This window comes from Morganella sp. HMSC11D09 (assembly GCF_001807955.1).
Lineage (GTDB): Bacteria > Pseudomonadota > Gammaproteobacteria > Enterobacterales > Enterobacteriaceae > Morganella > Morganella morganii.
Map to the genome: position 1 here is coordinate 215,878 of NZ_KV791696.1, position 17,593 is coordinate 233,470.

Consider the following 17,593-nt stretch of genomic DNA (forward strand, 5'->3'; position numbering starts at 1 on the left):
TGTCCTGGCATGTCCCCGGAAGATGTGATTAAGAAATGTTATTCCGTGTATGGCGGATGTGATAACCTTATAGCTTCATCTTTCAGGAAAGAATTAACGACCACAACCGTTTCCGGATAGTTCGTGAAAGCCGGGGAAGACACCTCAGTTAACCGGGGAGACAACCCGTTGGGTAATGGTTTTAAACTCATTTTGAATGATAGTGACTTATCCATTCTGATTTATTGATAAATAAAGACAAAAAAAGGTAACAACAATGCATTGGTTAGCAGACTACTGGTGGGTCATCCTGGTGCTGTTTGTCGGCGTGATCCTGAACGCCATTAAAGATCTCAAACGCGTGGATCACAAAAAATATCTGCAGAACCGCAGGGAACTGCCGCCTCACCGTGATAATAACGCACAGTGGGATGATGAGGATGACTGGCCGGATAATAAATCTAAAAAGTCCTGATCTCTTCTGCTGTCTGCTGCGCCCACTGCGGGCGCAGTATCTGCAGTATCACTGCTGTTTCCTGTCTCAGCACACTAAGTAATGCCTTTTTTCCGCTGATATGGCGAGCTTTCAGTATCTCTGGTTTACCGGACAGCAACTGTGACAATTCCGCTGTCTGTGCCGGGTATTCCCTTTGCAGGAGTACCAATGCAGGATCTGCCACCGCCTGTGGTTTAGCGGCATACGCAAACCCGGCCAGCATCCGCCATTCCCATTCATTGAGTGATTCCGCCTGCTCCGGCGGTACCGGTGAAAATCCCCATATCTGAGAAAAAACAGTGCAATCCCGGGCAAACTGCTGTTCTGCGTCATCCGCCAGTGCCTGTCCGGCCCGCGTCAGCGGCAGCAGCAGCATTGCGGTATAACATCCGCTGCCCGCTTCCGGGTGTGTCCCCATTCGGGCAAAACGAAAGCCGCAGGATGTCCAGAACGCAGCCAGTTCCGGGGTATAGCCGAAACTGACGGACAGATAATCCATACCGCTGTTTTTTGCTGCGTCAGCCGCCCGCTGTAATAACTGACGTCCCAGCGCACTGCGCCGGTAGCCTGCATGTACGGCGATCCGGCTGATACGGCGTGAACGCAGTTGTGCCGCCTGCGGGAAATAACTGTGTGCCGCCAGCGATTGTGCCAGCAGATTTCCGCGTGGCCGCCGCGTGCCCGCCCAGACAGACAGTGTCAGTGCTGCCGGTAACCCACCCTCGTCGGTCAGCCAGAGCGCCGCAGTCACCTGCTGCCGGTGGCGGAACTGCGCGAAATGCTGTCCGGGCGCATCGGCCAGCCGCCGCAGATCCAGCGGGGATGTCCGGTAATGCGCTGCCGTCAGCAGGCCGTAAAACCCGGACAATAAATCCGGATCATCACATAACGCCTGCTGTGTTACGGACTGATATTCACACTTCCCCGTCTGTATGATTTTTTCTGCCGGCTCGGTGAGCAACAGTGCCTTATCGAGCCAGGTTTCCGCCGGGTCATGCTCCGCCCAGCGTACCGGCTGCGTCAGCGTCAGTGCGGTAAACTGCGGCAGTGAGTGACAAAATTTCAGTAAAAATCCCCGCCCTGTGCCTTCATAACCCTGAACAGTGGTCAGCAGCAGCACACGGGGAAATACCGCCGTAAAACGCGCGAGCAGCGGCAACGGGATCATCGCCGCTTCGTCGATCACCAGCCAGCCGTATGTGCTGACATCCGCCGTTTCCGCCAGTGTCAGTAAATTATCCGGGGCGATAAATTCCGTTTGTTGTGAATCATGAAGATAGCGCTGTATCACCGTGACCGTGGCTTTTGCCGGGGCACATAATAAATGACGGCCCGGCGATTCTGCCAGGAACAGACCGGCCACGGCGGATTTGCCCCGTCCTCTGGCCGCGGTCAGACAGAAAATGCCGCTTTCCGCACGGCGGAGCTGTGCCAGTATCTGCTGCTGCGCAGGGGTCGGTGTGCCATCCGGCGGCTGCCACGCGTTTTGCGGCGGCAGCAGGGTCATATCAAATGGCTGGTCTTCATACCGGCAGAGATGGGCAGGATGGATAAGTGTACGGGCGAAGTGGCGCATGAAATGCGGCGCGGGGATCATCTGTCCGCCGTCATTCCAGCGCAGACTGTCCTCATCCGGCCGGGTCTGCCATTGTGATTCCGGCGGCAGCAGCAGGATCAGCCAACTGCCCGCCTGTAATGTGCCGGCCAGCATAGCCAGTGCTTCACTGTGCAGCCCGCGCCGGGCATCAAACACGCCGTGACGGAACTCCTGTCCCAGCAACAGACGGGCTTTCTCTGCCACTGTGCCGCCGGGCAGCTGAGCGGAAATGATCGGCCAGTCTCCGGGCGCCGCGTCTCTGATTTCCTGTAACCGGGATTCACACCAGTCGTCACTGCCGCTCAGTACCCACAGACGGCGAATACCCTGTATGCGGAGCTGTTCTGTGCAGGCGTGAAACAGTGCGGGTAACATGGGAACCGCTACATCTTACCGACAAGCAGTGACAGGATCCCCGCCGCGATCAGCGGTCCGACCGGAACCCCTCTGAACAGTGCGACACCGATAATGGTACCCACCAGCAAACCAGCAACCGTGGACGGCTGGTTACTCATCAGTGTAACGCCCCGGCTGCCCAGCCAGGACACCAGTATGCCGATCACTATCGCCAGCAGGGATTTCCAGTTCAGAAAGGAACCTAAAACGTCATTGGCACTGATTTTACCGCTGGCAATCGGTGCCATCACACCGACGGTCAGAATGAGGATCCCCAGCTTGAGGCCATATTTTTCCACAAACGGGAAATAGCCGTTGAGCGGCGTGATGCGCACAGCCAGCAGAAAAAGAATAGCCAGGGTTACCGTCATGTTATTACTGATAAGCCCGAGCCCGGCTAAGACCAGGAGGATAATCAGGGTCGGGTCAATATTACTCATATCAGATCCTGCGTGTCGGGGGGAATGAAAGCCGCCAATAGTATGCCGTTATACGATGATAATCAAACTCTGCCGGTTTTGCAGGAAAAACCGGCAGAAAGGCTTATTTCAGTGCGGAAAATGTGTCACATTGCGCAATATTACCGCTGTCAAAACCGCGTTTGAACCACTCATAACGCTGTGCGGATGTTCCGTGTGTGAAGCTGTCCGGAATAACCCGTCCCTGACTCTGTTTTTGCAGACGGTCATCGCCGATGGCCTGCGCCGCATTCAGAGCATTTTCCAGATCACCGTTTTCGAGGATCCCGGCTTTTTCCATCTCATGGCCCCAGATCCCGGCAAAACAGTCAGCCTGTAATTCCATTTTCACTGACAGGCGGTTTGCCTCTTTCTGACTGCTGCGTTGCTGGCGCTCGCGTACCTGACGATCGATACCGAGCAGATGCTGAACATGGTGCCCCACTTCATGAGCGACCACATAGCCCTGCGCGAAATCCCCGCCCGCCCCTAATTTAGTGCGCATGTCATCGTAGAAAGAGAGGTCGATATAGACTTTCTGATCTGCCGGACAATAAAACGGCCCCATCACAGCCTGCCCTGCACCGCAACCGGTCGGTGTTGCGCCCCGGTACAGCACCAGTTTCGGCTCGCGGTACTGCCGGTTCATCTGTGCGAATTTTTGTCCCCAGACCGCTTCGGTTTCCGCCAGCATCACGCCGGTAAATTCCGCCTGTTTCTGCTCCTGTGCACTGTTCTGTGCCGGACGCTGCTGTGAGGTGGTCTGCCCGATATTGACCGGGTCACCGGTAACCAGGCCGGTCAGGTCAATGCCGTAAAAACCGGCCACGACCACGATAACGACCACAACCAGTCCGGCTTTGCCGCGCGGCAGCGGAATACGCGGCCCGCCTGCGGATCCGCCCGGAATTCTGCCCCCCGCACTGCGGCGGTCTTCAATATTGTCGCTCTGGCGACGCCCTTGCCAACGCATGATGATTCTCTGCTTATCGGATAATAGTCGGATAACTACATAGTACAGAGAAAATGAAGTGAGGAAAAATGCTTCTTTCTTTCAGGGGAGTGATAAATCAGCTTAATGCCGGTGATACGCGGGTTCTGTTATCACCGGCCATGAATTCAGGAGATGAATGATTAATCCAGTTTCACACCCAGACGGCGTGCCACTTCCTCATAGGCTTCAATCAGGCCGCCGAGGCTCTGACGGAAACGGTCTTTATCCATTTTATCCAGAGTTTCTTTATCCCACAGACGGCTGCCGTCCGGTGAAAATTCATCGCCGAGCACTACCTGACCTTTATACAGACCGAATTCCAGTTTGAAATCCACCAGGATCAGACCGGCGTCATCAAACAGACGGGATAATACGTCATTGGCGATGTAGCTCAGGCGCTTCATTTCCGCAAGATTTTCCCGGCTGACCCAGCCGAAGGTTTCGCAGTAGGATTCATTGATCATCGGGTCATGTTTGGCGTCATTTTTCAGGAACAGATCGAAGATTGGCGGATTCAGCACCATACCCTCTTCCACGCCCAGACGTTTCACCAGTGAACCGGCAGCGCGGTTGCGGATGACGCACTCGACCGGCACCATATCCAGTTTTTTCACCAGAATTTCGGTATCAGATAACAGGCGTTCCATCTGCGTCGGGATACCGGCAGCTTCCAGTTTACCCATGATAAAGTGGTTGAATTTATTATTGACCATGCCCTTGCGGTCAAACTGCTCGATGCGCTCACCATCCAGTGCTGATGTATCATTACGAAATTCCAGAATCAGCAGATCGGGATTATCCGTGGTGTAGACCGTTTTGGCTTTCCCACGATACAGTTCAGCATGTTTTTGCATCTTGCACTCTCCAGACAGGATTAATAATAGGCGTATCGCCTGACGGACAATATTCTCCCTCAGAACGATGCAATAAGCAATCGTTTGCGTAAGAAAAGATACAGACCCGGAAAGAGAGTGTTGTCCGGCAGAAGTGTGTTTACACCATAATGAGGGATAAACCCCGGGCTGTCAGCAGGTCACGGGCAGATTGCGGAACCTTCAAAGTGAGCACCACATGATCCAGTTCCTCACATGCCGCCACGCGGTAAGGTGCAATACGGCTGAGTTTGTCACCGGTCACACCGGCCACGGTCAGACTGCTCTGTCTTATCAGTGCCCGTTTGAAAGCGGCTTCCTCAAATCCGGTGACCGTCAGACCACTGTCCGCATCCAGTGCGCATCCGCCGGGAAAACAGAGGTCAATATTCAGATAAGACAGCTGCTCCAGTGCCTGTGCCCCGATGCAGGTGCCGGAAGCGCGGTGCAGCTTTCCGCCCAGCACAATCAGCTCAAAATGCGGGTAGTCACTCAGTGCGGCTGCAATAAGCGGACTATGTGTTATCACGGTCAGGGAAAAATCTTTCGGCATGTGCTGTGCCAGCAACAGGTTCTGACTCCCCCCGTCCAGAAAGATCGTGCTGTGATTGCGGATCAATCCTGCACAACCGAGCGCAATTTTTTCTTTTTCTGCACTGTTCTGCCCGATCCGCTGCTGAAAATCCGCCACATCGCCCAGTACACTGACCGCACCGCCGTACACCCGTTTACAGAGCCCTTCATCCGCCAGAACCTGCAAATCACGGCGGATGGTGTGCTCTGATACACCAAGCTGATCAACCAGTGTGCTGCACTGTACCCGGCCGTCACTGTGTAATAACTGTCGGATCAGGGCTTGCCGTTGTTCCGGAAAAGCTGCATAATCGAGCATATATTTCTCCTGTAAATTGCATAAAGCATCATAAACGGGCATCCCCTGCGGGTCAATCAAAACCCTGTCACTGCTGAGGTCATTCTGTGAACACACATCATCCGGATATCGCATTTTTTCATCAGTTAGCCAACCGCGCAGCACAAGAGACGTTACCGCGTTTTTTACCCGGGCATACACTGTCCGTCGATACCAAAATCAAAGAAGGTGTCAGTTTTGATCCGGTAACGGATGCAGACCGGCAGGCTGAAATCGCACTGCGGGAAATGATCAGCGCAGCATATCCGCAGCACAGTATTTTAGGTGAGGAGTTCGGTCTGACCGGCGAAGGGGATTATCAGTGGATCCTTGATCCGGTGGACGGCACCCGCCCATTTATGCTCGGGTTGCCGGTCTGGGGAACACTGGTCGGATTAACCTGTCGCGGAACACCTGTTATGGGAATGATGAGCCAGCCCTGCACCGGCGAGCGTTTCTGGGCAGACGGTGAACGCAGCTGGCACAGCAGCCCGCACGGGACATATGTGATGAAAACCCGCAAAAACATCACCCTGGCCAATGCCATTCTGCACACCAATTCACCGGAGCCGATGCCCCGTTTCCCGGAAATCCGGCTGGCCGATCTGATGGAAAAGGTCTTAATGACCCGTTTCGGCGGCGAGTGCTATGCCATGGCGATGGTAGCGGCAGGTAAAATCGACCTGTGCTTTGATTACGCCCTTCAGCCATATGATATCGCTGCATTTATCCCGATCATTGAGCAGGCCGGTGGTTGTGTGACAACCCTTGACGGCGGACCGGCCATACAGGGCGGAGCTGTTCTCGCCAGTGGTTGTCCGCGTCTCCATCAGCAGGTGCTGACTATTCTGAACAAAAATATTTAATAATCGTATAATGATTATGATTATAAATTCGTATTACAAAGGTTGTTGTGAATGAGTGATGTAATTACAGTAACACCGCCCGCCGTACCGGCGGAACGGGAACAGATAGCCACCCGCGCGCTCTTTTTTGTCGCCGGTTTTGCCTCCGCGGCCTGGGCAGCACTGGTGCCGTTTGCCAAACTGAACACCGGCGTGAATGACGGGGTTCTCGGGTTATTACTGCTCTGTCTCGGCGGCGGTGCGCTGGTCGCCATGCCGCTGACCGGTGTACTGACCACCCGTTTCGGCTGCCGCCGGGTGATGACTGTTTCCGTTCTCCTGCTTAGTGCAGCCCTGCCACTGCTGGCGGTCATTAATCACACCGGGTTACTGGCTCTGACGCTGATTATTTTCGGTATGGGGATCGGCATTACCGACTGTGCCATGAATATTCAGGCCATTATTGTTGAGAAAGCGGCACCAAAACCAATGATGTCCGGCTTTCACGGGTTCTACAGTGTCGGCGGCATTGCCGGTGCAGGAGCCATGAGCGGCTTTATGCTGACGGGAATGGGCGCATTACAGGCGGCCGGTGCCGTAACGGTGATTTGTCTTCTGCTGCTGGCTTTCAGTTATAAAGGCATGCTGGATTACGCCTGGCCGTCAGAAGGCCCTGCATTTGCTGTGCCGCGCGGTGCGGTATTACTGATAGGGATTATCTGCTTCGCCACCTTTCTGGCCGAAGGCAGTGTGCTGGACTGGAGTGCGGTTTTCCTGACAGAGTATCGTCATGTGCCGGAAAGCATGGGCGGGTTGGGTTTTGCCTGCTTCGCGGTGCTGATGTCCCTCGGGCGGCTGACCGGCGACAAAATTGTTGCGGTACTCGGACGGCCGCAGGTGGTGCTGTGGGGCGCCCTGCTGGCTGCCGGTGGTCTTCTGCTGAGTGTGCTGAGTGACAACTGGCTTCTGGCGCTCACCGGTTACGGGCTGATCGGCCTGGGATGTGCCAACGTGGTACCGGTGATGTTTTCCGCTATCGGCCGCCAGACCAGTATGCCGCAGGCCGTTGCCGTCCCGGCGGTAACCACTCTGGGTTATCTCGGTATTCTGGCAGGACCGGCGTCTGTCGGGCTGATTGCTTACCGCTTCACCCTGCCCGCTGCACTGCTGGCCGTGGTCGCGCTGCTGTTGCTGGTCGCGCTGCTGTCGCGCAAAGTCCGGATGTAACCGATGTAAAAACACCGGCCGTCAGGCCGGTGTTGCTGTATTCTCCGCGGCGTCTTTCAGAATCGCTTTCAGACGCGGATAACGGCGTGCCAGCCGCCAGCGCAGCCGCAAATCTTTGGCGTTATCCCAGATGAGTGACCAGATCCCGCGATCAAACAGTTCACGCACAATCTCCTGTTTCACCTCCGGAGATTCTATCTCACTGATGGTATGCAGGATCCCCAGCCCTTCTTTGGAAATCTGCCAGTGACAGGCAGGGATCTGCTTCGCGACATCCGCATGGCGCTGATTGATATCATTCAGCATTTCCAGAATTTTCATGTAATTATGGACTGTACGTACGCGGATTTTGTCATCAGGCGGCGTATGCGATACCGATTCGGAATGGATCAGATAATCGTAATAACGTTCATCAATATATTCCACCCGCGCTGCGGTCATCAGCAGTTCGGTTGTCCACGGAATATCCTGGTGGTGCAGCCCCGGCTCAAAATAATAGCCCTGCTCACGCAGAAAATCAGTGCGGTACAGGTTCAGCCAGGTCACATGCAGGAACTTACGGGAGTTGAGTGCCCGTTTCAGCCAGTCCGGCCCGGAAAGAACGCCGGTGGAACGCAGACGATCAGGCGGGAAAATCGGCCGTGGTTCACGCCCGTCTTCATAAACATAGGTACCATTGCAGGTTGCCACATCCAGTTTTCCGGCAAGCGCAATTTCCAGCAGGCGGCCGTACATTTGCGGGTGAATCACATCATCAATGTCCGGAAACGTGATGTATTGCCCTTTTGCCACGGCAAAACCGGTATTCCGCGCCACAGAAACGCCCTGATTTGCCTGTTCCAGAATAGTGACAGACGGGAATTTGTCCTGCCATTCACGCAGCACAGCATCCGTATTATCTTTGGAACCGTCATTAACGAGGATCAGCTCCCAGGCAGGAAGTGTTTGTTTCAGCAGGCAGTCAAAAAACTGAGGAAGAAATTTTTCCCCGTTATAGACGGCAACAACAATGCTCAGTAAAGGTCGTGAAGAGTCCGAAGATAAATCCATGTCAGCCCTGTCAATTCCGGGTAGCCTGATATTCAGCAGACAATGCGGCTGAATATAGCGAAAAAATAATTATAAGTTTTTAAATATAACCGGAGAGCCTGGCATAAACGTGGCTAATAATGCGATATGTAAGACAGAGAAATAAGAATTTATCTTAAAAATGATTAGGTTGTGTATCAATTTATTACAAAATAATAACGATATAAAAAAATACCGGCCATTAACAATGACCGGTACCGATAATTATATTTACGCATTTATATGTTGCGTGAATATATTATTTTACAGATGATTTGCTGAATGCCGCTTCCAGCGCTTTCACCATTTCATCATTTTCTTTCTGTGTCAGCGGTTTCCCTTTGGCACTGATAAACTGGAGGCTGCTGCGGTTATCCAGGTCACCGACCTGTAAGGTGTAATCACCTTCGGCCACTGACGGATCATCCATACCCAGGCTGCTCCACTCTGCAGAACTCAGCCCTTTGTATGTCACTTCAATATTCCCGGTCGAACGGGTGCGGTCACCCACTTTCATGCCGACGCTTTCCAGCACAACCGGCAGACGGGACCAGACCACATCAAACGGCGCGCGGACAATAATCTGCGGCAGACCGGTTTTATCACTGCCGCTCTGAACATCCGGAGCCGCATACTGTGACGCATTGGTTTCCTGACGTGCGGCATTACGCATACGGTCAAGGCCGTCCACCAGCTCGTTGAGTGTCAGGTTGTTATAACGGGTAATTTCTGTTTTATCTGTCACCGGGTTTTCACCCTGTTTCAGACCTTCACTGGTCACAACAACTGCCACCTGTGAACCGGCCGGTTCAATTTTGATGCGCTGGCGGGACTGTAACGGCAGGTCTTCATCCGCACGCTGCCAGACAATCCAGTCAGTGACAATCACGCCACCGGCTTCATCACGCTGGCTGACCGGCACTGAGCGATCGGCCAGAACGCGGTTGATCTGAGCCCACAGCGTTCTGTTTTCCGCTGAATTCTCCAGCAGAAGACGGCTTGCGTCTCCTGCTGTTTCAGTACGGGAACCTGCTAACAGGCTGACAGTCTGTACCGGCGGACGGATGTCCAGCGCCAGACCGGTCGCACCATCCTGCTTAACCTGAGGAATATCATACTGGCCGCTCTGTAACGGCAGGATCATCCCCTGAGGAACATTCAGCGCCTGTAACTGCGGCGCATCCAGGTACGAAGTATCGCCGCTGACCTGGCGCTTATAGTTCTGATCGCCGGAGCAGGCTGCCAGTAATAAAACCACGGAAAGACCAGCGAGCTTCGTAACCTTTGATTTTTGCAGTAGTGTTGCCATTCAGATTCCCTAAAATATTATCGTATGCCCGCCGTCTTCATGGCACGGCCGACCGTATTCTGCCCCGCTTCCGTGAGCGGTAACAGCGGCAGACGCAGTGTCTGCTCTGCGATCAGACCCAGCTGATGACAGGCCCATTTTACCGGTGACGGGCTTGGCTCACAGAATAATGTGTGATGCAGGTCCATCAGTTGATTATTAATCACACGCGCACGGTCAAAATCCCCGCGCAGGGCAAGATCAAACATCTGTGCCATCTCTGCCGCAGCCACGTTGGCTGTCACAGAAATCACACCTTTGCCGCCCAGGAGGGTGAAATCCAGTGCTGACGCGTCATCACCGCTGAGCAGAATGAAGTTTTCATCATTCACCAGGGTTTTGATTTCATTCACACGGCTTAAGTTCCCGGTCGCTTCTTTAATTGCCACAATATTGTCCAGTTTTGCCAGCCGGGCAACAGTTGCAGGTAACATATCACAGCCGGTGCGCGTTGGCACATTATACAGAATTTGCGGTAATGCGGTATTCTCTGAAATCACTTTAAAGTGCTGATACAGACCTTCCTGTGACGGACGGTTGTAATACGGGGTAACGGTCAGACATGCCGCCACGCCGCTGTTTTCAAATTGCTCAGTAAACCAGACCGCTTCGTTGGTCGCGTTAGCGCCGGTACCGGCAATAACAGGAATACGGCCTTCCGCGAACTCCAGTGTCGCCAGTACCACATCCACATGTTCCTGATGTGACAGTGTGGCGGACTCCCCGGTGGTTCCGACAGCCACAATGGCGGACGTACCTGCCGCGACATGGTAATCCACTAATTTCCGGAGCCCCGCCTTATCAACACGACCCTGTGTGTCCAGTGGTGTAACCATCGCAACAATACTGCCTTTTAAAACGTCATTTATGTGTGACATGTACGAAACCCTCATAATCGGATAAATATAGGACAACATTTTAATGGTACTTGTTCAGAGCGCAGAAAAAAACACCCTAACTGTACGTTTTTAATGAATTTTGTTAATACCTAGCGGCACACCTTAAAAAGAAGTAATAATGTCCGCTTTTTTCACCGGTAAAACGGCGGAACACATGATAACGTGTCTGTATCCGGCAGGTTTGATATGCCGCAATCATTTGATTATTACCGCAGAGCACACAACAGGTTATTGCTATCGGCCTTATCTTTCTTTATGTTTAACACATTCACGGTGTCATGAAGAGGAATGAGGGTTTGCCGCAACGCGATCAGCAATATCTGGTTATCACTGCACTGGGACGGGATCGCGCAGGGATTGTGAATGCGATTACCCGTCATGCCGGAGAGTGTGACTGTAATATCGAAGACAGCCGTCTGGCGATTTTCGGTGAGGAGTTCACGTTTATTATGATGCTGTCAGGCAGCTGGAATGCCATTGCCATGCTGGAGGCCACCCTGCCGGTACTGGCGGCGGAACTTGACCTGCTGACGGTCATGAAACGGACACAGCGCGGGCATCAGCCTGCGGCCACCACCGGTGTCAGTGCGCAGGTCACCGTGCCTGATGCCGCCGGGCTGGTGGAACGCTTTACCAATCTGTTTATGAGACTGGATTACACCCTGGCTGAACTGGTGTCCAAAACCCGGCCGGAGGATGATACAGACGCAGTACTGCTGGAGATTCAGATCACCGCGCATCACCCGACAGGGGAAAACAACGCGGTGCTGCAGCAGCAGTTTTACCGTCTTTGTGCTGAGTTACAGGCCGAAGGCACTATTACCCTGATGAATCATTAATGTTTGTGTTTATTATTACGTTTACGGAGAGTGTGTAATGAGCCCATTGAACGCCGGTGATAAGGCGCCCCTGTTCAGCCTTCCCGACCAGGATGGTGAATCAATCAGCCTGGCCGATTATGCCGGTCAGCGTGTGCTGGTGTATTTTTATCCCAAAGCCATGACGCCGGGCTGTACTGTCCAGGCATGCGGTCTGCGCGACAATATGGATGAACTGAAACAGTTCAATGTTGAAGTGCTGGGGATCAGTACAGACAAACCCGAAAAACTGTCTCGTTTCGCGGAAAAAGAGTTACTGAATTTTACCCTGCTGTCAGATGAAGACCACGCGGTTGCTGAAGCATTTGGCGTCTGGGGTGAAAAACAGTTTATGGGGAAAACCTATGACGGTATTCACCGCATCAGCTTCTTAATCGGCGCTGACGGTAAAATCGAGCATGTTTTTGATAAATTCAAAACCAGCGACCATGATCAGGTTGTGCTTGAATACCTCAAAGCTCACAGCTGATTTATTTGCCGGAATGATAAAAACACTATCTCCCGGTAGTGTTTTTTATATTCCTGATGTTTTTTTAAAAAAAATACATATTCTGGATATTAGTACTTTGTAATTAAGTTAATATGATATTGTATCTCTGCTGACAATGATGTCACGCTATTAAAAGGGATACTTAATGAAGTTAACCAAAATTGCTACCGTATTATTATTTTTATCACCTGCTTATTTATCGGCGGCGACACAAGATTTCACCTATCGTGATGGTTATAAAATCACGGTAGATCAGGCATCACCCGAAGTTAATATCCGGATTAAGGATAATAAACCGACACAATCAATCAGCACACCAAATTCAAATGGTATTTCACACAATTACTTTACTGAATTCAATGTCGGAAAAAATGGCCTGAATATTGATAATTCACCATCAGCTCGTGTGATTATCAACGAAGTAACCGGAACCAATATCAGTCAGCTCGATGGCACTATGGCCATTATTGGTAAACAAGCCAGTCTGGTCATTGCTAACCCGAATGGCGTTAACTGTAACAGCTGTGGTGTATCTAATGTTAGCCACCTGACACTATTAGCCGGAAATACTTCACTTGATGTTACTACAGGAAAACTAATCGGTTTTAAAAAAATAACGAATAATGTTATCGTTAGTAATGTCAAAAAAAATGCGATAAAAAGCAACCTGACATTAACGGGAAACAGCGTTGAAATCAACAGCTCTTATGTTAATTCACCGCATACAACGATTAATATTGGTGCAGATAATATCGATCTTAAAAATAATCTTAACTCTCAGATTTCTGATGTTAAATTAACCCCGGGGGAAGTAGTTAATAGTTCAGGCTCATATTCGAATTCATTGATCGACAGCGATACTAAAATACGCGGTAAAATGACCGTCAATGCCAAAAATGCAACGTTAACAAATAACGGTAATATTATATTATCGGAGGTTAACTTAAACTTACTACATTCTGAACTTATTAATGATGGTTATCTTAAAGCATCAAATATTAATATTAATGCAAAAAATGGTAGTATTTCTAATTATCAAAAGATTAGTACAAAAAATCTGACTGCTGATTATAATGGCAATTTCTCCATTTACAATACTACAGCAGGGGAAAAACCAAATAATTTTTATGCCCAAAATATGTCCATTAACAGTCATAACATCAACCATATGATTGACCTGAAAAATAATGCATATCAGGGTTATCTGCGAGATAATACCTTATCTGTCAGTAATGATACCGGTGCCACATTTGCAACCGGACAATTCAATATTGCAGGAAAGCATGACGCCGTACACATTAAAAACGATGGCATAATGTTTACCGGAAAAATGAATGTCACTGCCGGTTCAGTACAATTCTATAATGACCATTATCTGAGAACAGATGCTGACTCTGCAATACATGGTATTGTTGGTGTTTATGGCAATGGTTCCCGGAATGAGAACGTGTCAGTTACCACCCATAATTTTGATATCTGACCGAATAGCGGTATGAATATAAAAGTGATGTTTTATAAAAACATCACTTTTTATTTTTTGATTATTCCTTTGATACTGATTGTATATTATCTTCAGCAACCTCTTCAGGCCAGGAATGAATCACTGCTTTAATCAGGGTTGCTAACGGGATAGCAAAGAATACGCCCCAGAATCCCCATAATCCGCCGAAAATAATAATCGACAAAATAATCACCAGCGGATGCAGGTTCACCGCCTCAGAATAGAGGATCGGCACCAGGATATTGCTGTCCAGCCCCTGCACCACCAGATAGGCGATAAACATGGTCCAGAAATCCGAATCCAGTCCCCACTGGAACAGCCCGACCAGAACCACCGGCACCGTCACAATCACCGCCCCCACATACGGGATAAGGACTGACAGCCCCACCAGCACACCCAGCAGTAACGCATAATTCAGGCCGACCACCGCGAAGACGATATAAGTACAAACACCGACAATAATCATCTCGGTGACTTTGCCGCGGATATAGTTGGAAATCTGCTGATTCATCTCCACCCACACTTTCCCGGCCAGTGAGCGGTTACGCGGCAGAATACGCTGAAAACCGCGCAGCAGCTGTTCTTTATCTTTCAGTAAAAAGAACACCATCAACGGCACCAGAATCAGATAAATGGTCAGCGCCAGTAATCCCACCAGTGACGCCAGCGACATTTTCACCACTGAATCCCCGACTGAGAGCAGCTTGCTGCGGGCATTATCGAGGATCATATCCATCAGCCCGACATCCATCAGCGCAGGGAAACGGTTCGGCAGTTCACGGGCGAACTCATTGAAACGGCTGAACATATTCGGCATATCCAGCAGCAGATTGCGCCCCTGTCCCCAGACCGTCGGCGCGAGGATAAAGATCACCAGCACGCTGACCCCGATAAACAGCGTCAGGATCAGCATAATCGCCAGCTTGCGCGAGCAGCCCCGTTTTTCCATCTGATGAATCGGCCACTCCAGCAGGTACGCCAGTACAATTGCCACCAGCAGCGGCGCTAAGATACCGCTGAAAAAATAAATAATTCCGAAACCCGCCAGTAAAATAACGGTCAAAGCAACTGCCTGCGGATCGGCAAAACGTCGTCGGTACCACTGAATGATCAAATCTAACATTGTTCTGCTCCCGGGATTAGCGGCAAAAATATGACAAATCCTGCCCACCGGGCAGACTGTGTGAGGATTTTACTTGAGTGTTTGCTATGATACACGAATTATTACCAGTGATAATCAACGGGGAAAGCGTCATCCTATGAATACGTTTCTGAAAAAACCGTTAGCCGTCTTACTGAGCCTTGCCCTGACCTTCCCGGTACTGCCTGCCGCACAGGCTGCGGTTGAGGATGCGTTACCTGAAATCGGCACCACCGCCGGCGGTACACTCAGTATCGGACAGGAAAACCTGATGGGGGACTTTTATCTGCGGATGATCCGCAGCAGCTCCCCGATGGTCTATGATCCTGTTTTGCTGCAATATATCAATAATCTCGGCCAGCGTCTGGTCTCAAACGCTGACTCGGTCAAAACCCCGTTTAATTTTTTCCTGATAGCCAACCCGAACATTAACGCCTTTGCCTTCTTCGGCGGCAATGTGGTTCTGCACACCTCCCTGTTCCGCTACAGCCTGACAGAAAGTGAACTCGCCTCTGTGATGGCGCACGAAATCGCTCACGTTACCCAGCGCCACCTGGCGCGGATGATGGAAGATCAGCAGAACAAAGCACCGCTGGCCTGGGCGGCCACTCTGGGCTCTATCCTGCTTCTGATGACCGGCACCCCGGTCGGTGCCGCCGCCATGACCTCGACCATGGCCGGGATCCAGCAGAATATGATCAGCTTTACACAATCCAACGAGCAGGAAGCGGACCGCATCGGCATGGGCACACTGAGCCGTGCCGGGTTTGACCCGCAGGGTATGCCGGACTTTATGACCATCATGGTGGATATGTCCCGTTACAGCTCCAAACCGCCGGAAATGCTGCTTACTCACCCCCTGCCGGACAGCCGTCTGGCGGATGCGCGCAGCCGTGCCGGTCAGATGCCGCGTAAAAATCCGCCACAGTCCTTTGATTTCCTGCTGGCGCGCGCCCGGGCGATGGCAATGTACGGCGGCCAGCCGCTGCGCAATGCGACTGACCAGATGATTGATAACTACAGCAAAGGCAACAGTAAAGAACAAATGGCGGCGGATTATGCCCGTGCCATTCTGTTCTACCGTGACAACAAATATGAACCCGCCTCACAAATTCTGTCGAAATTACTGGCTGCCGATCCTGACAATGTCTGGTTTATCGATGTCATGACAGATGTGGATATCGGTCTGAACAGAACCTCTCAGGCGGTGACCAGGCTGGAAAATGCCCTGAAACGGGAACCGGGGAATTCGGTATATCAGATAAACCTCGGTAATGCCTATATTCAGAATAAACAATATGATAAAGCAACTAAGATTCTGCGCAATTATACCTTTGATCACCCTGCTGACCCGAGCGGCTGGGATCTGCTGGCAGAAGCAGGCGGAAAAGCCGGCCGCCGCACGGACGAACTGGCCGCACGGGCGGAATATCAGAACTTAATGGGCAATTTTGACGGTGCTATCCACAGCCTGACCGAAGCCGCCCGTCAGGCGAAACCCGGCAGTTATGATCAGGCCCGTTATGATGCACGGATTGACCAGATCCGCCAGTTACAGCTGCAATTCAAACAATTTAAATGATGAGGGAAACCATGACTGATACTGTTACCATCTGGCACAACCCGCGCTGCTCCAAAAGCCGTGAAACTCTGGCACTGCTGGAAGAAAACGGCGTGTCTCCGGCAGTAATGCTCTATCTGGACACTCCGCCGTCAGTAGCGGACATCAAAACCGTGCTTCGTGAGCTGAAATTTGATGACGCCCGCAAACTGATGCGCACCAAAGAAGCCCTTTACAGTGAGCTGGGACTGGCGGCGGTCACTGATCAGGATGCACTGATTCAGGCCATGCATGACAACCCGAAGCTGATTGAACGCCCTGTGGTGATTAAAGGCAAACAAGCCCGTCTCGGCCGTCCGCCGGAGCAGGTGCTGGAGATTATCTGAACCTGATCATCTGTCCCCGGTGACCGCCGGGGACAGAGCTCAGAATTGCCTTCCCTTACATCGGGAAAACGCCTCGATAACGGCATTACCCAACTCTTCATCTGAAGCCGATACCGGAATAATGACATAATCAGTTTCTGATATACCATCACCGTCCCAAGCTTCAAGTTTAATATGGTTTGAAGGTTTTATTGTAATAAGGTCACCAACCTGCCTTGCATTACATGTATTCATTTGTTTAAAAAGTGTTTTTTTATTTTTATATCCGCGCAATTGAATGATGTTTTTAATCCATTCTTCATATCTTTCTTTTACTTTTTTATAGTCAAAGAAATCATAATTTCCCGGATCTACTATCCGGCTTTGTTTCAGGCATTTCTTTAAACACAAACCGAGCATTTCCGCTGTGGTATCTTTTGATAACAGACAAGACTCAAACAGGTTATCCACAATTAAAATACCATGCCCGGACATGGTATCAACATGATAAAAATCGCCATTAAAACCTATTCTGGCATTCAACCCCTGTTCAGTATTTTGGTTCATC

General features: G+C 51.1%; 18 protein-coding genes. 8 read left to right on the top strand and 10 right to left on the bottom strand.

The features are described 5' to 3' along the window. Positions 1 to 256 precede the first annotated feature (256 nt). Entirely contained in the window at positions 257 to 454 is a 198-nt protein-coding gene (locus tag HMPREF3119_RS12645) for a YpfN family protein (protein WP_004235313.1), read from the top strand. Here HMPREF3119_RS12645 and HMPREF3119_RS12650 read toward each other — a convergent pair. The 5 genes from HMPREF3119_RS12650 to HMPREF3119_RS12670 all read right to left on the bottom strand — a co-directional run bounded on the left by HMPREF3119_RS12650 (position 441) and on the right by HMPREF3119_RS12670 (position 5,684). Further along, a complete protein-coding gene (locus HMPREF3119_RS12650; RefSeq protein ID WP_062771501.1) occupies positions 441 to 2,447 on the bottom strand; it encodes a tRNA(Met) cytidine acetyltransferase TmcA in 2,007 nt (668 codons plus the stop codon). The genes HMPREF3119_RS12645 and HMPREF3119_RS12650 overlap by 14 nt on opposite strands. A gap of 8 nt (positions 2,448 to 2,455) precedes the next feature. Further along, positions 2,456 to 2,908: a DUF441 domain-containing protein gene (locus HMPREF3119_RS12655; protein ID WP_004239954.1), complete on the bottom strand. Its 453-nt coding sequence runs from the start codon at positions 2,906 to 2,908 to the stop codon at positions 2,456 to 2,458. A 103-nt stretch (positions 2,909 to 3,011) separates the two neighbouring features. Then, positions 3,012 to 3,899 carry a KPN_02809 family neutral zinc metallopeptidase gene (locus tag HMPREF3119_RS12660; RefSeq protein ID WP_004235308.1) on the bottom strand — a complete coding sequence of 296 codons (888 nt, stop codon included), beginning with the start codon at positions 3,897 to 3,899 and terminating at the stop codon, positions 3,012 to 3,014. A 161-nt stretch (positions 3,900 to 4,060) separates the two neighbouring features. Continuing rightward, positions 4,061 to 4,774, bottom strand: coding sequence for a phosphoribosylaminoimidazolesuccinocarboxamide synthase (gene purC, locus HMPREF3119_RS12665; protein ID WP_004235306.1), 714 nt, complete (start codon positions 4,772 to 4,774; stop codon positions 4,061 to 4,063). A 139-nt stretch (positions 4,775 to 4,913) separates the two neighbouring features. Continuing rightward, positions 4,914 to 5,684, bottom strand: coding sequence for a DeoR/GlpR family DNA-binding transcription regulator (locus HMPREF3119_RS12670; RefSeq protein WP_015422764.1), 771 nt, complete (start codon positions 5,682 to 5,684; stop codon positions 4,914 to 4,916). An 86-nt stretch (positions 5,685 to 5,770) separates the two neighbouring features. On the opposite strand from HMPREF3119_RS12670, the gene HMPREF3119_RS12675 reads away from it, so the two are divergent. Together HMPREF3119_RS12675 and HMPREF3119_RS12680 are read left to right on the top strand one after the other, a co-directional pair. Next, complete coding sequence (locus tag HMPREF3119_RS12675; RefSeq protein ID WP_049246305.1) at positions 5,771 to 6,568, top strand: inositol monophosphatase family protein; 798 nt, start codon at positions 5,771 to 5,773, stop codon at positions 6,566 to 6,568. A gap of 51 nt (positions 6,569 to 6,619) precedes the next feature. After that, the gene (locus HMPREF3119_RS12680) at positions 6,620 to 7,774 is read left to right on the top strand and encodes an MFS transporter (RefSeq protein ID WP_070579921.1); all 1,155 of its coding nucleotides are present in this window, start codon (positions 6,620 to 6,622) and stop codon (positions 7,772 to 7,774) included. A 21-nt stretch (positions 7,775 to 7,795) separates the two neighbouring features. On the opposite strand, the gene HMPREF3119_RS12685 is transcribed toward HMPREF3119_RS12680, so the two are convergent. From HMPREF3119_RS12685 to dapA, 3 genes are all read right to left on the bottom strand, one after another. Continuing rightward, complete coding sequence (locus HMPREF3119_RS12685) at positions 7,796 to 8,824, bottom strand: glycosyltransferase (protein ID WP_036417723.1); 1,029 nt, start codon at positions 8,822 to 8,824, stop codon at positions 7,796 to 7,798. Positions 8,825 to 9,101: 277 nt separating this feature from the next. Further along, positions 9,102 to 10,151: an outer membrane protein assembly factor BamC gene (bamC, locus tag HMPREF3119_RS12690; RefSeq protein ID WP_004235286.1), complete on the bottom strand. Its 1,050-nt coding sequence runs from the start codon at positions 10,149 to 10,151 to the stop codon at positions 9,102 to 9,104. A 17-nt stretch (positions 10,152 to 10,168) separates the two neighbouring features. Continuing rightward, positions 10,169 to 11,068: a 4-hydroxy-tetrahydrodipicolinate synthase gene (gene dapA, locus HMPREF3119_RS12695; protein ID WP_004235284.1), complete on the bottom strand. Its 900-nt coding sequence runs from the start codon at positions 11,066 to 11,068 to the stop codon at positions 10,169 to 10,171. A 317-nt stretch (positions 11,069 to 11,385) separates the two neighbouring features. Between dapA and HMPREF3119_RS12700 the strand changes: the two genes are divergently transcribed. From HMPREF3119_RS12700 to HMPREF3119_RS12710, 3 genes are all read left to right on the top strand, one after another. Further along, on the top strand, positions 11,386 to 11,928 hold the full coding sequence (locus tag HMPREF3119_RS12700) for an ACT domain-containing protein (protein WP_004235282.1): 543 nt from the start codon (positions 11,386 to 11,388) through the stop codon (positions 11,926 to 11,928). Between the two features lie 37 nt (positions 11,929 to 11,965). Continuing rightward, positions 11,966 to 12,436: a thioredoxin-dependent thiol peroxidase gene (bcp, locus tag HMPREF3119_RS12705; protein ID WP_004239939.1), complete on the top strand. Its 471-nt coding sequence runs from the start codon at positions 11,966 to 11,968 to the stop codon at positions 12,434 to 12,436. A 166-nt stretch (positions 12,437 to 12,602) separates the two neighbouring features. Next, the gene (locus HMPREF3119_RS12710) at positions 12,603 to 13,937 is read left to right on the top strand and encodes a two-partner secretion domain-containing protein (protein ID WP_070579923.1); all 1,335 of its coding nucleotides are present in this window, start codon (positions 12,603 to 12,605) and stop codon (positions 13,935 to 13,937) included. A 61-nt stretch (positions 13,938 to 13,998) separates the two neighbouring features. Here the strand turns inward: HMPREF3119_RS12710 and HMPREF3119_RS12715 are convergent, their stop codons facing one another. Continuing rightward, the gene (locus tag HMPREF3119_RS12715) at positions 13,999 to 15,081 is read right to left on the bottom strand and encodes an AI-2E family transporter (protein ID WP_004239935.1); all 1,083 of its coding nucleotides are present in this window, start codon (positions 15,079 to 15,081) and stop codon (positions 13,999 to 14,001) included. 136 nt (positions 15,082 to 15,217) lie between these two features. Between HMPREF3119_RS12715 and HMPREF3119_RS12720 the strand changes: the two genes are divergently transcribed. Beyond that, the gene (locus HMPREF3119_RS12720; RefSeq protein ID WP_070579925.1) at positions 15,218 to 16,681 is read left to right on the top strand and encodes a beta-barrel assembly-enhancing protease; all 1,464 of its coding nucleotides are present in this window, start codon (positions 15,218 to 15,220) and stop codon (positions 16,679 to 16,681) included. Positions 16,682 to 16,692: 11 nt separating this feature from the next. Further along, entirely contained in the window at positions 16,693 to 17,046 is a 354-nt protein-coding gene (gene arsC / locus HMPREF3119_RS12725; RefSeq protein ID WP_036415028.1) for an arsenate reductase (glutaredoxin), read from the top strand. 39 nt (positions 17,047 to 17,085) lie between these two features. On the opposite strand, the gene HMPREF3119_RS12730 is transcribed toward arsC, so the two are convergent. Then, positions 17,086 to 17,592 carry a contact-dependent growth inhibition system immunity protein gene (locus HMPREF3119_RS12730; RefSeq protein ID WP_004235272.1) on the bottom strand — a complete coding sequence of 169 codons (507 nt, stop codon included), beginning with the start codon at positions 17,590 to 17,592 and terminating at the stop codon, positions 17,086 to 17,088. Between the last annotated feature and the right edge of the window lies 1 nt (position 17,593).

Bases quoted from the DNA above. Each gene is read 5' to 3' on its own strand.
- HMPREF3119_RS12645 (WP_004235313.1), top strand. From the start codon at position 257: ATGCATTGGTTAGCAGACTACTGGTGGGTCATCCTGGTGCTGTTTGTC.
- HMPREF3119_RS12650 (WP_062771501.1), bottom strand. From the start codon at position 2,447: ATGTTACCCGCACTGTTTCACGCCTGCACAGAACAGCTCCGCATACAG.
- HMPREF3119_RS12655 (WP_004239954.1), bottom strand. From the start codon at position 2,908: ATGAGTAATATTGACCCGACCCTGATTATCCTCCTGGTCTTAGCCGGG.
- HMPREF3119_RS12660 (WP_004235308.1), bottom strand. From the start codon at position 3,899: ATGCGTTGGCAAGGGCGTCGCCAGAGCGACAATATTGAAGACCGCCGC.
- purC (WP_004235306.1), bottom strand. From the start codon at position 4,774: ATGCAAAAACATGCTGAACTGTATCGTGGGAAAGCCAAAACGGTCTAC.
- HMPREF3119_RS12670 (WP_015422764.1), bottom strand. From the start codon at position 5,684: ATGCTCGATTATGCAGCTTTTCCGGAACAACGGCAAGCCCTGATCCGA.
- HMPREF3119_RS12680 (WP_070579921.1), top strand. From the start codon at position 6,620: ATGAGTGATGTAATTACAGTAACACCGCCCGCCGTACCGGCGGAACGG.
- HMPREF3119_RS12685 (WP_036417723.1), bottom strand. From the start codon at position 8,824: ATGGATTTATCTTCGGACTCTTCACGACCTTTACTGAGCATTGTTGTT.
- bamC (WP_004235286.1), bottom strand. From the start codon at position 10,151: ATGGCAACACTACTGCAAAAATCAAAGGTTACGAAGCTCGCTGGTCTT.
- dapA (WP_004235284.1), bottom strand. From the start codon at position 11,068: ATGTCACACATAAATGACGTTTTAAAAGGCAGTATTGTTGCGATGGTT.
- bcp (WP_004239939.1), top strand. From the start codon at position 11,966: ATGAGCCCATTGAACGCCGGTGATAAGGCGCCCCTGTTCAGCCTTCCC.
- HMPREF3119_RS12710 (WP_070579923.1), top strand. From the start codon at position 12,603: ATGAAGTTAACCAAAATTGCTACCGTATTATTATTTTTATCACCTGCT.
- HMPREF3119_RS12715 (WP_004239935.1), bottom strand. From the start codon at position 15,081: ATGTTAGATTTGATCATTCAGTGGTACCGACGACGTTTTGCCGATCCG.
- HMPREF3119_RS12720 (WP_070579925.1), top strand. From the start codon at position 15,218: ATGAATACGTTTCTGAAAAAACCGTTAGCCGTCTTACTGAGCCTTGCC.
- arsC (WP_036415028.1), top strand. From the start codon at position 16,693: ATGACTGATACTGTTACCATCTGGCACAACCCGCGCTGCTCCAAAAGC.
- HMPREF3119_RS12730 (WP_004235272.1), bottom strand. From the start codon at position 17,592: ATGAACCAAAATACTGAACAGGGGTTGAATGCCAGAATAGGTTTTAAT.